This is a genomic window from Pseudomonas sp. RV120224-01b (assembly GCF_003208145.1).
Lineage (GTDB): Bacteria > Pseudomonadota > Gammaproteobacteria > Pseudomonadales > Pseudomonadaceae > Aquipseudomonas > Aquipseudomonas monteilii.
The window spans coordinates 1-14079 of sequence record NZ_QKMQ01000013.1 but is presented as its reverse complement, the minus strand read 5'-3'; the positions used below and the strand labels follow the sequence as shown (position 1 = coordinate 14079).

At 62.8% G+C, this 14079-nt stretch carries 14 protein-coding genes; 5 read left to right on the top strand and 9 right to left on the bottom strand.

What is annotated here, in order from left to right:
• Positions 1 to 203: 203 nt before the first annotated feature.
• Genes cueR through N436_RS19175 form a run of 3 tightly spaced genes read right to left on the bottom strand, consistent with a single transcriptional unit; the run spans position 204 to position 3449 of the window.
• Complete coding sequence (gene cueR / locus N436_RS19185; RefSeq protein ID WP_019099768.1) at positions 204 to 614, bottom strand: Cu(I)-responsive transcriptional regulator; 411 nt, start codon at positions 612 to 614, stop codon at positions 204 to 206.
• Positions 611 to 3010: a heavy metal translocating P-type ATPase gene (locus N436_RS19180; RefSeq protein ID WP_110741736.1), complete on the bottom strand. Its 2400-nt coding sequence runs from the start codon at positions 3008 to 3010 to the stop codon at positions 611 to 613. Before N436_RS19180 ends, cueR begins: the two co-directional genes overlap by 4 nt.
• Positions 3011 to 3062: 52 nt before the next feature.
• Positions 3063 to 3449: a hypothetical protein gene (locus N436_RS19175; RefSeq protein ID WP_105948299.1), complete on the bottom strand. Its 387-nt coding sequence runs from the start codon at positions 3447 to 3449 to the stop codon at positions 3063 to 3065.
• A 131-nt stretch (positions 3450 to 3580) separates the two neighbouring features.
• Here N436_RS19175 and N436_RS19170 point away from each other — a divergent pair, with 131 nt between their 5' ends.
• Complete coding sequence (locus tag N436_RS19170; protein ID WP_060499493.1) at positions 3581 to 3778, top strand: heavy-metal-associated domain-containing protein; 198 nt, start codon at positions 3581 to 3583, stop codon at positions 3776 to 3778.
• A gap of 104 nt (positions 3779 to 3882) precedes the next feature.
• Positions 3883 to 5064: a multidrug effflux MFS transporter gene (locus N436_RS19165; RefSeq protein ID WP_110741735.1), complete on the top strand. Its 1182-nt coding sequence runs from the start codon at positions 3883 to 3885 to the stop codon at positions 5062 to 5064.
• Here the strand turns inward: N436_RS19165 and N436_RS28795 are convergent.
• Positions 5015 to 5212 carry a hypothetical protein gene (locus N436_RS28795; RefSeq protein ID WP_082426406.1) on the bottom strand — a complete coding sequence of 66 codons (198 nt, stop codon included), beginning with the start codon at positions 5210 to 5212 and terminating at the stop codon, positions 5015 to 5017. The two genes, N436_RS19165 and N436_RS28795, sit on opposite strands and share 50 nt — an antisense overlap.
• 458 nt (positions 5213 to 5670) lie before the next feature.
• On the opposite strand from N436_RS28795, the gene N436_RS19155 reads away from it, so the two are divergent.
• Positions 5671 to 6384: a helix-turn-helix transcriptional regulator gene (locus N436_RS19155; protein WP_110741734.1), complete on the top strand. Its 714-nt coding sequence runs from the start codon at positions 5671 to 5673 to the stop codon at positions 6382 to 6384.
• Between the two features lie 19 nt (positions 6385 to 6403).
• Here the strand turns inward: N436_RS19155 and N436_RS19150 are convergent, their stop codons facing one another.
• From N436_RS19150 to N436_RS19130, 5 genes are all read right to left on the bottom strand, one after another.
• A complete protein-coding gene (locus N436_RS19150) occupies positions 6404 to 7351 on the bottom strand; it encodes an adenosine deaminase (protein ID WP_060499490.1) in 948 nt (315 codons plus the stop codon).
• Between the two features lie 86 nt (positions 7352 to 7437).
• Positions 7438 to 8124: an SDR family oxidoreductase gene (locus N436_RS19145; protein ID WP_110741733.1), complete on the bottom strand. Its 687-nt coding sequence runs from the start codon at positions 8122 to 8124 to the stop codon at positions 7438 to 7440.
• 369 nt (positions 8125 to 8493) lie between these two features.
• Positions 8494 to 9078, bottom strand: coding sequence for a YigZ family protein (locus N436_RS19140; protein ID WP_016484768.1), 585 nt, complete (start codon positions 9076 to 9078; stop codon positions 8494 to 8496).
• A gap of 9 nt (positions 9079 to 9087) precedes the next feature.
• Entirely contained in the window at positions 9088 to 9750 is a 663-nt protein-coding gene (locus tag N436_RS19135; RefSeq protein ID WP_019099774.1) for a TetR/AcrR family transcriptional regulator, read from the bottom strand.
• 90 nt (positions 9751 to 9840) lie between these two features.
• Positions 9841 to 10758: a LysR family transcriptional regulator gene (locus N436_RS19130; RefSeq protein WP_016715426.1), complete on the bottom strand. Its 918-nt coding sequence runs from the start codon at positions 10756 to 10758 to the stop codon at positions 9841 to 9843.
• Positions 10759 to 10876: 118 nt separating this feature from the next.
• Here N436_RS19130 and N436_RS19125 point away from each other — a divergent pair, with 118 nt between their 5' ends.
• Both N436_RS19125 and N436_RS19120 read left to right on the top strand, forming a co-directional pair.
• On the top strand, positions 10877 to 12223 hold the full coding sequence (locus N436_RS19125; RefSeq protein WP_105948305.1) for an aspartate aminotransferase family protein: 1347 nt from the start codon (positions 10877 to 10879) through the stop codon (positions 12221 to 12223).
• Positions 12224 to 12296: 73 nt separating this feature from the next.
• Positions 12297 to 13790: a CoA-acylating methylmalonate-semialdehyde dehydrogenase gene (locus tag N436_RS19120; RefSeq protein ID WP_014861053.1), complete on the top strand. Its 1494-nt coding sequence runs from the start codon at positions 12297 to 12299 to the stop codon at positions 13788 to 13790.
• Positions 13791 to 14079 lie beyond the last annotated feature (289 nt).

Below are 14079 nucleotides of genomic sequence, written 5' to 3'. Positions count from 1 at the left end.
CGCGAATGCCCAGGTCAGTTTCTGTTTGATGCTCATCGACGCTCCCGGAATTTTTATTGTCGACACATGAGGCAGGTAGCCAGTACATCGGCAGCATCCGGGTTTTATGTAGCCAGAACGCCCGTATTTATTGGATAAAGTCGTAGTTGGTGACTATTCGGTCGCGTTTGGACGCTTTTGGCATACCAAACGCGTGTGACCGTTCAGTGGCAGCAGTTGCCGGCGGCGCCGTTGGCCAGGTCTTTGAGGATCGGGCAGTCCGGGCGGTCGTCCCCTTGGCAGTGCGAAACCAGCTCGCCAAGGGTGTCGCGCAGGCTCACCAGCTCCTCGATGCGCCGGTTCAGCTCGTCGATGTGCTGCATGGCCAGCGCTTTCACATCGGCGCTGGCACGTTGGCGGTCCTGCCACAAGGTCAGCAGCTTGCCGACCTCCTCCAGGGAAAACCCCAAGTCGCGGGAGCGCTTGATGAAGGCCAGGCTGTGCAAGTCTTCTGCCTGGTACAGGCGGTAGCCGCTGTCGCTGCGTGTGGCCGGTTTGAGCAGGCCGATGGATTCGTAATAACGGATCATCTTGGTGCTTAGCCCGCTGCGGCGGGCGGCCTGGCCGATATTCATGGCGCCTCCTGTGTGGTGCTGGTGGGTTTCCACGCCTTGAGCCACAGCGCGTTGCTGACCACGCTCACGCTGGACAGGGCCATGGCGGCGCCGGCCAGTACCGGGTTGAGGTAACCCAGCGCGGCCAGCGGGATGCCGATCAGGTTGTAGATGAAGGCCCAGAACAGGTTCTGGCGAATCTTCGCATAGGTCTTGCGGCTGATCTCCAGCGCTGCAGGCACCAGGCGAGGGTCGCCGCGCATCAGGGTGATGCCAGCGGCCTGCATGGCCACGTCGGTACCGCCACCCATGGCAATGCCGATGTCGGCGGCGGCCAGTGCCGGGGCATCGTTGATGCCATCGCCCACCATGGCGACCACGCTGTCCTGCTTGAGTGCGGCCACGGTCGCAGCCTTGTCGGCTGGCAGCACTTCGGCATGTACATCGTCGATGCCCAGCGCGTCTGCAACCACTTTGGCGCTGCCGCGGTTGTCGCCGGTCAGCAGGTGGCTGCTGATATGTTGGGCATGCAGGGTGTCGATGGCCTGCAAGGCGCCGGGCTTGAGGCTGTCACCAAAGGCGAACAGGCCCAGCACGCTGGGTTGCGCGCCCCGTTCGATCAACCACGACAAGGTGCGCCCCTCGGCTTCCCAGGCCTGGGCCTTCGCAGCCAGGTCGCCGGGCTGCAGCCCGCTTTCGTCCAGCAGGCGGCGGTTACCCAGGGCCAGCTCACGGCCTTCCACACTTCCTGCGATACCGCGCCCGGTCAGCGACTGACTGTCGGTAACCACCGGCACGTCCAGCCCCTGTTCGGCACAGGCATCCAGCACTGCCTTGGCCAGTGGGTGTTCGCTGCCACGTTGCAGGGCGCCGGCCAGACGGTGGAGGTCGGCACTGCTGCCAGCCTGCGCCTGGCTGTGGACCACCCGAGGGCTGCCGGAGGTGAGGGTGCCGGTTTTGTCGAAGACCACGCGGTTGACCGCATGGGCACGCTCCAGGGCTTCGGCGTCCTTGATCAGGATACCGTGGCGGGCAGCGACCCCGGTGCCGGCCATGATTGCCGCAGGTGTGGCCAGGCCGAGGGCGCAGGGGCAGGCGATGACCAGCACGGCGACGGCGTTGATCAGTGCGGTTTCCAGCGGTGCGCCGGCCAGCCACCAGCCGACCAGGGTGATCAGGGCCAGCACCAGCACGGCGGGGACGAACACTTGGCTGACCCGATCGACCAGCTTCTGGATCGGCGCCTTGGCGGCCTGGGCGTCTTCGACCAGGCGGATGATACGTGCCAGCACGGTTTCGGTCCCCAGCGCCTGGGTGCGCACCAGCAACCGGCCTTCGCCATTGATGGCTCCGCCCGTGACGCTGTCGCCCGGCTGCTTGGGTACTGGCAGGCTCTCGCCGCTGATCAGGGCTTCGTCGGCATGGCTGCTGCCGTCCTCGACTACACCATCGACCGGAAAGCGCTCGCCGGGCTTGACCAGTACCAGGTCGCCCAGGCGCAGCTGGGCAATGGGCACGTCTTCTTCCTGGCCCTCGACGACACGCACGGCACGTTCCGGGCGCAGTGCCTCAAGGGCGCGGATGGCGCTGGCGGTCTGGCGCTTGGCACGGCTTTCCAGGTACTTGCCCAGCAATACCAGGGCAATGACCACGGCCGAGGCTTCGAAGTACAAGTGCGGGGCCATACCGGCGGGGGCTTGTGCCCACTGGTAAAGGCTAAGGCCATAGCCGGCGCTGGTGCCCAGGGCCACCAGCAGGTCCATGTTGCCGGCACCGGCGCGCACGGCCTTCCAGGCGGCTACGTAGAAGCGTGCGCCGAGAATGAACTGCACCGGCGTGGCCAGCAGGAACTGTGCCCATGCTGGCAGCATCCAGTGCAGGCCGAAGGGCTGCACCAGCATTGGCAGTACCAGCGGCAGGGCCAACAGCAAGGCGGCGCCGACCGCCAGGCGCTCATTGCGCAGGCGGCGCTGGGCAGCGCTTTGGTCGTCCTTGGCCGATTGCGGCAGGCTGGCGCTGTAGCCGGCCTTGTGCACAGCGTCGATCAGCAGGTTGTCATCGAGGGCTGCGAGCACCTCGAGGTGAGCGCGTTCGCTGGCCAGGTTGACGCTGACGTGCTCGACCCCAGGCAGCTTGCCAAGGGCACGCTCAACGCGGCCGGCGCAACTGGCGCAGGTCATGCCGCCAATCTGCAGTTCGACAGTGCGGGTGGGCACGCCATAACCGGCTTCGCGCACGGCGTCGACCAGGGCGGGCAGGCTGTTGGCCGGGGCCTGGACCCGGGCCTGTTCGGTGGCGAGGTTGACGCTGACCTGTTCAGCGCCGGTGACCTTGCGCAGGGCGCGCTCGACCCTGCCGGCACAGCTGGCGCAGGTCATGCCGGAGATCGGCAGGTCGTAAGTGGTGGATGCGGGCATGGCTCTCCTCCTTGGACAGGCCTCCAGCATCAACCTTGCCATGCAGGTAAGGTCAATAGCCCAGGCCGGCTCGCTTCAACTCCAGGCCATATTGCCCCATGGCGATGCGGTATTTGTTGATCTGGCCCGCCTGCAAGTTCAAACGTGTGCTGCGCTGGTCTTCGATGCCCGGCGCGCAGCCTTGCACCTGCCCTGGCAGCAGGCGCAGGCGTACGTCCACCGGACCGGGTGGAAGGTTGAATGAGGTGGACTGCTCCTGGAACACGCGCCCGGAGAGCTGGTCGTTGAGGTAAACGCCAATTTCGCAACCGGTGGCCACTTCCAGGCGTTCCCGGGAGATGATCAGTACGCTGTAGTCCGAGTTGCCCTCGGCGATGGCCGGTGGCACCGCAGCCAGCGCGCTCAATAGCCCGACGACGCCCAATGCTGCCCTGAACATGAATAATCTCCTGCTTGCCTGATCGTCAAAGGCGCAGCTTGGCCGACACGGGCGTAGATTTCCACCCCGGGTGTTGACCTTGCCCCGATGGCAAGCTTGAGACTCGTTGAAAACCTGAAGGAGAGATCCCCATGCAAGTGTTCAATGTACAAGGCATGACCTGTGGCCATTGTGTGAAAGCGGTGACCCGGGCGGTGCAGGAGCAGGATGCTGCGGCCAAGGTCGAGATCGACCTGGCGGCCAGACAGGTGCGGGTGCAGAGTGAGCTGGCGCCAGAGCAGATTCTCACCGCCATTCGGGACGAGGGGTATCAGGCCGAGGTGGCGTGATACGTCAGGGCTGCCTGGCGGCCCATGTGTTGCAAATGTTTTCATGCTGAAGGGGTCCACAGCAGGTAGAATCATCCACTTGCTTAGCCTGCTATGGATTCCTGATGAACCTGCGAATGGTGCTCATCCTGGGCGCACTCAGTGCGTTCGGGCCCTTGGCGATCGACTTCTACCTGCCTGCCTTCCCGGCCATGGCGCAGGCGTTCGCCACCGACGAAAAACATGTCCAGGCCACCTTGGCCGCCTACTTCCTCGGCCTGTCCATCGGCCAGCTGGCTTACGGGCCGGTTGCCGACCGCTTTGGGCGTCGCAAACCGCTGATGTTCGGCGTGACCCTGTTCACCCTGGCGTCACTGGCCTGTGCCTATGCCCCCAACCTCGACACCTTGGTGGTTGCGCGCTTTGTCCAGGCGCTGGGCGGTTGCGCAGGTATGGTGCTGTCGCGGGCCATCGTCAGCGACAAGTGCGACCCGGTGGCCTCGGCCAAGGTGTTCTCGCAACTGATGCTGGTCATGGGCCTGGCGCCGATCCTGGCACCGATGCTGGGCGGGGTGTTGGTGAACCTGGCGGGCTGGCAGTCGATCTTCCTGGCGTTGAGCCTGTTCAGCGCCGGTTGCCTGCTGGCGGTCAGCCTGGGCCTGCCGGAAAGCCTGCCTGCGCATATACCGCGCCAGCCGCTGTCTGGCGCATTGCGCCAATATTTGCGCCTGCTGGGTGACCGGGTGTTCCTTGGCCATGCCTTGACGGGTGGTATCGCCATTGCCGGCATGTTTGCCTACATTGCCGGTTCGCCATTCGTGTTCATCAAGCTCTATGGCGTACCGGCCGAACAATACGGCTGGCTATTCGGCACCAATGCTGCCGGCTTCATACTCGTGGCGCAGGTGAATGCCCGATTGCTGGCCAAGCGAGGGCCTGCTTTCCTGCTGGCGCGCGCCGTGTGGCTGTACCTGATTGCGGGCCTGGTGCTGTTGGGCGTGGCGGCTTTGCGCCCCGCGCAGCTGTGGCCGCTGCTGGTGCCGTTGTTCATCTGCATTGCCAGCCTGGGCTGCATCATCCCCAATGCATCGGCGTGTGCCATGAGCGGGCAGGGCGCGCGGGCCGGCAGCGCTTCGGCATTGATGGGGTGCGTGCAGTTCAGCGTTGCTGCGGGTGCCGCTGCGCTGGTCGGGCTACTGCACGATGGCAGCGCGGTACCTATGGCGCTGGTGATCAGCTTCTGCGGGGCATTGGCGGTCAGTGTCGCGCTGCTGACCCGGCGCTTGCAGGCCAAGCCTCCCGCATGAGCGGGTGAGGTGCCTGAAGGCGGGTTTCCAGCGTTGCGACGAAGGCCCGCGCCTCGGCCTCACTGCGGAAACTGACCACGTGTTGATCGAGCTGGACCTGCCAGGGGCAGGCGGGGTTTCGGCTCGATGCACTGACGATAATTTTCATCGCGGCATACCTCCAGAATGGGGAGAGCCGCTCAAGTGTAGCGCTGGCCCTCCTGCCTGCCATGCGCTGCGTCAGTGTCCTGACTGACGGTCGAAGGGCGCAATGCCTGCAAACCTGCGAAACCTTCGCTAGCTCGCGCGCTATTTGCGGAATGTCGCTGTGGGCCGTATCTGAAATTGCTGCAAGCCTTTTTCTATCAAGATATTTCGGTGCTTCTGTCTGTGGGTGTCGGCGCTTTGGCTGACCGGCTTGCGGGCAGCTTTCTGGCGCCGGTTCACTGTTTGCCATGGGTAGGCATACCCAGTGGTTTTTCGTCGCCGATGTGTCGGCGCAAGGCCGTCTGACTGGGATTTTCTGCGGCTTATACTGGCGAGCCAGGCCAGTGCCAGCGAGAGGTGCTTCCCTGCCAGGGTTGGCCATCGCATCCACTCAGTGAACTTGCAGGGAGTTACAGGGACATGAACGCAGCCAGCAGCATCAGCCAGATTGCCAGCTTGATGGCCGACCCCAAACGCAGTGCCATGTTGTGGGCATTGATCGACGGCACGCCACGGCTAGCCAATGAACTTGCGATAATGACGGGCCTGACGTCCTCGTCGGCTTGCGCGCACCTTTCGTTGCTGTCATCGGCCGGTTTGCTCCGGCATGAAGCCAGGGGGCGCAAACGCTACTTCCGCCTGGCAACCCCGCAGGTCGGGGCGGCGGTCGAGGCCTTGGCCAGCGTACAGCTGGAAAACACCAGGGGGGAGCGGGCCAAGGTACCGGCATCACCGCTGCCCATGTCGATGCGCCGGGCACGCCGGTGTGGCGATCACCTGGGCGGGGAGTTGGCCAGTGAGCTGTATCACCGCCTGGTGGTGGCCGGTTGGCTGGAAGGCAGCGGAAGGCAGTTGATGGTGAGTGATGAGGGGAGGGCGCAGTTGGCCTTGGTCGGGGTGTACATCGATGCCCTTGCACCACACGAGCAACGCGGCTGCGTGATTTGCCGCTGCACCGAGTGGAATGACCAGGCCCCACACCTGGGCGGCGTGCTGGGCCAGGCTTTGTTCAGGTTATTCCTGCAGTCTGGCTGGATGCGTGAGGCCGAAGACTCGCGGGCGTTGCATATCTCTGCGCTGGGTATCCAGCAGATCAATCGCATCGCCCGCGTGGAGACGTTGCAGGTCGGTTGAACGCAACGTCGTCGTTCAATCAGACCAGCCGGGCATCCAGGCTGTTCTGTGCCAGGCGACGGGCCTGGTCTTCGGTCATGCCCAGGTGAGTGTGCAGGGCGTGGAAGTTTTCCGTGACGTAGCCCCCGAAGTAGGCCGGGTCGTCCGAGTTGACCGTCACTTTCACGCCACGCTCAAGCATGTCGAGGATGTTGTGCTGGCTCATGTGGTCGAACACGCACAGTTTGGTGTTGGACAGCGGGCACACCGTGAGCGGGATCTGCTCGTCGATGATGCGCTGCATCAGGCGCTCGTCCTCGATGGCGCGCACGCCATGGTCGATACGCTTGATTTGCAGCAGGTCCAGCGCTTCCCAGATGTACTCGGGCGGGCCTTCTTCGCCGGCATGGGCGACAGCGACGAAGCCTTCGCTGCGGGCGCGGTCGAACACACGCTGGAACTTGCTCGGCGGGTGGCCCATTTCCGAGCTGTCCAGGCCAACGGCGATGAATGCATCGCGGAACGGCAGGGCCTGGTCGAGGGTTTTTTGCGCTTCCTCTTCGCTCAGGTGGCGCAGGAAGCTGAGGATTAGGCCACTGCTGATGCCCAGTTGCTGGCGGCCGTCCTTCAGTGCCTGGTTGATACCGTTGAGCACCACTTCAAAGGGGATGCCACGGTCGGTGTGGGTTTGCGGGTCGAAGAACGGTTCGGTGTGAATCACGTTCTGCGCCTTGCAGCGTTGCAGGTAGGCCCAGGTCAGGTCGTAGAAGTCCTGTTCGGTACGCAGCACATCGGCGCCCTGGTAATACAGGTCGAGGAACTCCTGCAGGTTGTTGAAGGCGTAGGCGCCCCGCAAGGTCTCTACATCGGCCCAGGGCAGGGCGATCTTGTTGCGCTCGGCCAGGGCGAACAGCAGCTCGGGCTCCAGCGAGCCTTCCAGGTGCAAGTGCAGCTCGGCCTTGGGCAGGGCGTTCAACCAGTCATACATATAGGGGGATCTCAATCAGGTACGGTTGCCGCCATTCTACAGGGGCTGGCCGGGCATTGCGCCCGGCCAGACTGCGACCCGGTGAATCACCAGACCAAGGGTTCGCCCTTGTAGTTGATGAAACGCAGGCCGCCCTTACCGCTTTGCGCATTGATCTGGTCGAGCATGCCGCGGGTGCTGGTGAGTACGTCGATCTCGGCGTTTTCGCCGCCCATGTCGGTTTTTACCCAGCCTGGGTGCATGGCCAGCACGCACAGGTCGGGGCGCTGCTGCTCGACGACAAAGCTGTTGATCATCGAGTTCAACGCCGCCTTGCTGGCCTTGTACAGGCAAATTTCACCGCCGTCGGGGATGGTCACGCTGCCCAGGATCGAGCTCATGAAGGCCAGTACGCCGCTGCCCTCGCGTACCTGGCCGACGAGACGTCGGGCCACGCGGATCGGTGCGACGGCGTTGGTCATGAACAGGTCGCCGATGTCTTTGTTGTGTACGGTCTCCAGGTCTTGTGGCAGGGGCCCCATGACACCGGCGTTGACGAATACCAGGTCGAACACCTGGCCCTGCAGGCGCTGCTTCAGGCCGTCGAGCTGGGCGGTGTCGTTCATCTCCAACTGCTCGATGTGCACGCCGGGCACGTCCGCCAGGGCGCCGGGCTGCTGCGGGTTGCGCACGGTGGCAGTGATGTTCCAGCCGTCTTCGTTCAGGCGCTGCACCAGGCCCAGACCAAGCCCGCGAGAGGCGCCGATGATAAGTGCGGTTTTTGCGTTAGCCATGTGAACGCGCTCCGTGGTCGGTGATAAAGAAAGGTATTGAGAATAATCCACAGCGGCAGTGACTGCCTTGCCTATAGCTGTATAAAAAACGATCAACTGCGTGGGGGCCCTGCCTGTCCGGGCGCCTCGCCTGTTGGCGCACGGGTTATCCACAGGCTGGTCCACAGTTATTGTGTGCAAGCCGAGTACGATGCGGGCAGACCCGTCTAGCCTTGGGTTGGGGATAACTATCGAGCTTTCAGCAGTTTGCGACTGTCATCAAGCTGTGATCAAAATATGATCAAAGCCCTGCAGGCCTTGAGAACAGCAGCCTGCAAGCGACTGCCCCAAGCTTATCCACAGGCGGGCCCACAGTTGTTGTGGGCAATGTCAGCGTGCTTCCAGCAGGATGCGCCCACGGCTCAGGTCGGCCAGTTGCTGCTGCAGGGGTGCCAGGTGGGCGTCACCCAGCGCAATTAGCAGGTCCACGCCGTTGGCGGTGAATTGCTCATCCAGGACGAGGCCATCAACCTCTGCCAGGCGCAGTTTCACCAGTGCCAGTTCGCTGAAACTGCAGCTGCAAGTGAATTCGCTACGCTGCACCAGCAGCCGTTTGGGCGCCTGTTGCAGGCATTTGTTGGCGCCGCCGCCATAGGCCCTGGCCAAGCCGCCGGTACCCAGTTGTATGCCGCCATACCAGCGGATCACCAGCACCACGACCTGGTCGCAGTCTTGTGCTTCGATGGCCGCCAGGATCGGTCGCCCGGCAGTACCGCCGGGTTCACCGTCATCGCTGCTGCGGTACTGGGCGCCAAGCTTCCAGGCCCAGCAGTTGTGGGTGGCGGCCAGGTCGCTGTGGCGTTCGATGAAACTCATCGCGTCCGCAGCGCTGCTGATCGGCCCGGCCAGGGTGATGAAGCGGCTTTTGCGGATTTCCTCGCGGTACTCGCAGAGGTCGAGCAGGGTAGAAGGCATAAATGACGTTCAGGCAGCCGGCTTGATGCCGCAGCCCTTCAGAATGATGTGGATAAGGTTGTTGCTCGCGTCTTCCATGTCCTGCTTGGTCAGGCGGCTGCGGCCGGTAACCTGGCAGATCTGGGTGGCGAAGTCGGCGTAGTGCTGGGTGCTGCCCCACAGCAGGAAGATCAAGTGCACCGGGTCGACAGGGTCCATCTTGCCGGCTGCGATCCAGGCCTGGAACACGGCGGCTCGGCCGCGGAACCACTCACGGTAGTCGGCACTGAAATATTCGGTCAGGCAGGTGCCGCCGCTGATCACTTCCATGGCAAAAATCCGCGAAGCTTGCGGGTTGCGCCTGGAAAACTCCATCTTGGTACGGATGTACTGGCTCAGGGCCTCGCCGGGGTCGTCATCGACGCTCAAGGCGTTGAAGGTGCTGTCCCACAACTCGATGATGTTGCTGAGCACGGCAATGTACAGGCCCAGCTTGTTGGTGAAGTAGTAATGCAGGTTGGCCTTGGGCAAGCCCGCCTTGAGGGCGATGGTGTTCATGCTGGTGCCCTTGAAACCATGGCGGGCGAACTCGTCTTCGGCGGCCTGGATAATGGCCTGTTCGTTCTTCTGGCGGATGCGGCCCGCGGGCTTGCCCGAGGCAGAGAGGCGATGCGCAGGGACTTCTAGGGTCATGGACGATTCCGTACGGGTCAGTGGCTGCGGCAGTCGGACAAGATTACCTGCCTGTGCCGAAGTAACAAGCGTTTGCGGCAGAGACTGGCATCAACGTGTCGCAGCCAGGCTGTCGAGAAAGCTTTCCAGCACCAGGTTCGGCCGCCGGCCCTTGCGCGTTACCCAGCTCAGGCTCAGGTCATAGAAGCGCTGTTGAGGCTTGAGGGCACGCAAGCGGCCCTGCTGCACCCAGAAGGTGGCGTAGTGATCGGGCAGGTAGCCGATGTAGCGCCCGGTGAGGATAAGGAACGCCATCCCTTCGCGGTCCGAAGCACTGGCGGTGCAGTTCAGCGCCTGGTAGTGCGCCTGGATGTCGGCCGGCAGGCGGAACGTCGGGGTGATGGCTTCCTGGCTGTTCAGGCGTTCGTCGTCGATCTGCTGGTCATCGGCATAGAACAGCGGGTGGCCAACGGCGCAGTAAAGCAGCGAACGCTCGCTGTACAACGGCTGGTATTCAAGGCCCGACAGCGGGCTGGTCTGGGGAACTACGCCCACATGCAGGCTGCCGTCGAGCACGCCGTGTTCAACCTGGCTGGGGGCAATCATGCGGATCTGGATGCGCACATCGGGGCCTCGGTCCTTGAGTTCGGCCAGCGCGTGGGTGATGCGCATGTGCGGCAGGGTGACGAGGTTGTCGGTCAGGCCAATGTTCAGCTCGCCACGCAAATGCTGGTGCAGGCCATTGACCTCGGTGCGAAAGCTTTCCAGCGCGCTGAGCAGTTGCAGGGCCGAATGGTAGACCTCGCGGCCTTCCTCGGTCAGCGAAAAACCGGCGCGGCCACGTTGGCACAGGCGTAGGCCAAGGCGTTGCTCCAGGTCGTTCATCTGCTGGCTGATGGCCGAGCGGCCAATGCCTAGCACGTTTTCGGCGGCCGAGAAGCCGCCGCACTCGACTACGCTGCGGTAGATCTTCAGCAAGCGGATGTCGAAGTCGCTGACCTGGGCGAGTGGATCGGGGCGTCGGCTCATTAGTTTAGTCTTGGCCTGTCTGAAGATTAGAAATGTAGGCTTTTTCAGACTTTATCCGCGTGCCAATTTAGCTGCAACAACATCCATCGTTGCCTAATCGTCTTCCGAGGAACCGCCGATGAACATGCCCGAAACCGCTACCGCCGGTATCGCCAGCCAGCTCAAGCTGGATGCCCACTGGATGCCCTACACCGCCAACCGTAACTTCCAGCGCGACCCACGGCTGATCGTGGCGGCCGAAGGCAACTACCTGGTCGATGACCAAGGGCGCAAGATTTTCGACGCCTTGTCTGGCCTGTGGACCTGCGGCGCCGGGCACACCCGCAAGGAAATCACCGAAGCAGTGGCCCGCCAGATCGGTACCCTCGATTACTCACCAGCCTTCCAGTTCGGCCACCCGCTGTCGTTCCAGCTGGCTGAGAAGATCACCGAGCTGACCCCGGGTGACCTGAATCACGTCTTCTATACCAACTCCGGTTCCGAGTGCGCCGACACCGCGCTGAAAATGGTGCGTGCCTACTGGCGCCTGAAAGGCCAGGCCACCAAGACCAAGATCATCGGCCGTGCCCGTGGCTACCACGGCGTGAACATTGCCGGTACCAGCCTGGGTGGCGTCAATGGCAACCGCAAGCTGTTCGGTCAGCTGCTGGATGTCGACCACCTGCCTCACACCGTGCTGCCAGTGAACGCCTTCTCCAAGGGCATGCCGGAAGAGGGCGGTATTGCCCTGGCTGACGAAATGCTCAAGCTGATCGAGCTGCACGATGCGTCCAACATCGCTGCGGTGATCGTCGAGCCGCTGGCCGGTTCGGCCGGCGTACTGCCGCCGCCGAAGGGTTACCTGAAGCGCCTGCGTGAAATCTGCACCCAGCACAATATCCTGCTGATCTTCGACGAAGTGATCACCGGCTTCGGCCGCATGGGGGCGATGACCGGCGCTGAAGCCTTCGGCGTGACCCCGGACCTGATGTGCATCGCCAAGCAGGTCACCAACGGCGCCATCCCGATGGGTGCGGTGATTGCCAGCAGCGAGATCTACCAGACCTTCATGAACCAGCCGACCCCGGAATACGCCGTGGAATTCCCGCACGGCTACACCTATTCGGCCCACCCGGTAGCCTGTGCCGCCGGTATCGCCGCGCTGGACCTGCTGCAGAAGGAAAACCTGGTGCAGTCCGCCGCCGAGCTGGCGCCGCACTTCGAGAAGCTGCTGCACGGCGTGAAGGGCACCAAGAACATCGTCGATATCCGTAACTACGGCCTGGCCGGCGCCATCCAGATCGCCGCTCGCGACGGTGATGCCATCGTCCGCCCGTACGAAGCGGCAATGAAACTGTGGAAGGCGGGTTTCTACGTGCGCTTCGGTGGCGACACGCTGCAGTTCGGCCCAACCTTCAACACCACGCCGCAGGAACTGGACCGCCTGTTCGACGCAGTCGGCGAAACCCTGAACCTGATCGACTGATCTATCCGATTTTGATGCCCGGCGCGTGAACGCATCACGCGCCTGCTTCTACCTTCTTTATCTGGAGTTTTGCATGAGCATTGTTCAGCACCTGATCCACGGCGAGCTGGTCACCAAGGGTGAGCGCACCGCCGATGTCTTCAACCCGTCCACTGGCCAGGCTGTACGCAAGGTCGAGCTGGCCAGCCGCGCGACCGTGCAGGAAGCGATCGACTCCGCCAAGGCAGCCTTCCCGGCCTGGCGCAACACCCCGCCGGCCAAGCGCGCCCAGGTGATGTTCCGCTTCAAGCAACTGCTGGAGCAGAACGAAGCCAAAATCTCGCAGATGATCAGCGAAGAGCACGGCAAGACCCTGGAAGACGCAGCCGGTGAACTGAAGCGCGGCATCGAGAACGTCGAGTTCGCCTGCGCGGCGCCAGAAGTGCTGAAAGGCGAGTACAGCCGCAACGTCGGCCCGAACATCGACGCCTGGTCCGACTTCCAGCCACTGGGCGTGGTCGCGGGCATTACCCCGTTCAACTTCCCGGCCATGGTGCCGCTGTGGATGTACCCGCTGGCCATCGCCTGCGGTAACGCCTTCATCCTCAAACCTTCCGAGCGTGACCCGAGCTCCACGCTGTTCATTGCCCAGCTGCTGCTGGAAGCCGGCCTGCCAAAGGGCATCCTGAACGTGGTGCACGGTGACAAGGAAGCAGTGGATGCGCTGATCGAAGCGCCAGAAGTGAAAGCCCTGAGCTTTGTAGGTTCGACGCCGATCGCCGAGTACATCTATGCAGAAGGCACCAAGCGCGGCAAGCGTGTACAGGCCTTGGGTGGTGCCAAGAACCACGCGGTGCTGATGCCGGATGCCGACCTGGACAACGCCGTCAGCGCACTGATGGGCGCGGCCTACGGTTCGTGCGGCGAGCGTTGCATGGCCATTTCGGTGGCCGTGTGCGTGGGCGACCAAGTGGCCGATGCACTGATTGCCAAGCTGGAACCACAGATCAAGGCGCTGAAGATTGGTGCCGGTACCTCTTGCGGCCTGGACATGGGCCCTTTGGTGACTGCGGCTGCCCGTGACAAGGTGGTGGGTTACATCGATGACGGTGTTGCTGCCGGCGCCAAACTGGTGGTGGACGGGCGCGGCTTCCGTGTGGCCGGTAATGAAGATGGTTACTTCGTGGGCGGCACCCTGTTCGACAAGGTGACCCCGGAGATGCGCATCTATAAAGAAGAGATCTTCGGCCCGGTGCTGTGCGTGGTGCGCGTGAACAGCCTGGAGCAGGCCATGCAGCTGATCAACGATCACGAGTATGGCAACGGTACCTGCATCTTCACCCGTGACGGTGAAGCGGCGCGCCTGTTCTGCGACGAGATCGAAGTGGGCATGGTGGGGGTGAACGTACCGCTGCCGGTGCCGGTGGCTTACCACAGCTTTGGTGGCTGGAAGCGTTCGCTGTTCGGTGACCTGCATGCCTATGGCCCGGACGGGGTGCGTTTCTATACCCGTCGCAAGGCAATTACCCAGCGTTGGCCGCAGCGTGCCAGCCATGAGGCATCGCAATTCGCTTTCCCTAGCCTTTAAGGCAGGTAACTGAAGCGGGGAGGCCGGTAGGCCTCCCCGCTTTGTTTTTCAGCGATATTAAAGTTTCTTGAAATTAAGGGTTGACGCGCTTTCGAATCCCCTTATAATGCGCCCCACTTCCAGCGACATCGGAACGAAAAACTCCTTGAGATTCAACGAGTTAACTAGTTAAGGTGAAGTTGAAAGGGCTACGATCGAATGATCGCAAGCGGTTGAAATGGTGGTTGACAGCGGTTTTAAACGCTGTATGATTCGCCTCCCGCTACGAGAGATCGCAGCGAGCCAAGTG